This window comes from Microbacterium sp. C448, from assembly GCF_000582705.2.
Classification (GTDB): domain Bacteria; phylum Actinomycetota; class Actinomycetes; order Actinomycetales; family Microbacteriaceae; genus Microbacterium; species Microbacterium lacus_A.
Window position 1 is genome coordinate 1 of record NZ_HG779832.1, and the last position, 956, is coordinate 956.

Here is a 956-nt window from a genome sequence, read left to right on the forward strand (position 1 = left end):
AGGATGCGGCATCAAACCTGGGGCGCTTCAGGCTTTGGACGCGCGGAACGGCTTGGATGCGCGGGAGGGGTCGATCGCGGGAGAGGGTCGAGCGTGGAAAGGTTTGGACGCGCGGGACGACTTCGTCATGATGCCCTGAGTCTCTTCGGGTCGAGCGTGGGCGTGCGTGTCTTTCGTGCCGAGTCCCATTACCTTCACACCGAGGTCCCCGCGGTCAAGCATTCGCGCGAAAAGGGGCGCTCGCGACGGTTGTGCGCGCGGTGTGCGGGGAAGCGGTGGCCACGGGAAGGCGGAGCCAATCCTTCCTCCACAGGCGGGGCGTTTCGGGGTTGTCCACAAGTTTCTTTTGGATGCCTGATCTGGCCGTTCTGCGGGCCGTCAATGTCGGTGACCCTCGTCAGAATGGAGACATGAAACCCGCCCTCGACGCCCTTCGCGACGTGGATGCTGCCCTCGCCGCGGCCCTCGCGCCGGTGTTCGCGAGCGATGCTGTGCACGAGGCATCCGATGCTCTCGTTCTCGAGGCGATGGCGGTTGCGGGATCGATCCTGCGGCGGATCGAGGGGTTCTTGGTTGAGGCGACCGATGTGGTGCGCGGCCGCTCGGAGGGTCCGCGGGATGAGCGGATGACGACGCGCGCGGGGTGTGGCTCGGTGTCGGAGGTCGTGCAGCGGACGACCCGAATGTCGGGGGCGTCGGCCGGGGCGATCGTGCGGGCGGCCGGGGTGGTGCACCGTGAGCGTTCGATGACGTCGGGGGAGTGGCTGCCGGCGACGCTGCCCGCGGTTCGTGACGCGATGATCGCTGGGGCGGTGGGAAGCGACGGGGTGGTTGCGGCGTCCGTTCTGGTCGAGGCATCCGGTCGCATCGACCGCGACGCTCTGCTGCTCGCCGACGCGGCGTTGGGGGAGGCCGCGTTGGGTGTGACGCGCGATGTCGCGACGGGTGCGGTGGAG

At 68.5% G+C, this 956-nt stretch carries 1 pseudogene; it reads left to right on the forward strand.

From position 1 onward, the window contains the following. Positions 1–410: 410 nt before the first annotated feature. Positions 411–956, forward strand: a pseudogene (locus MIC448_RS15950) (hypothetical protein); the annotation flags it as partial.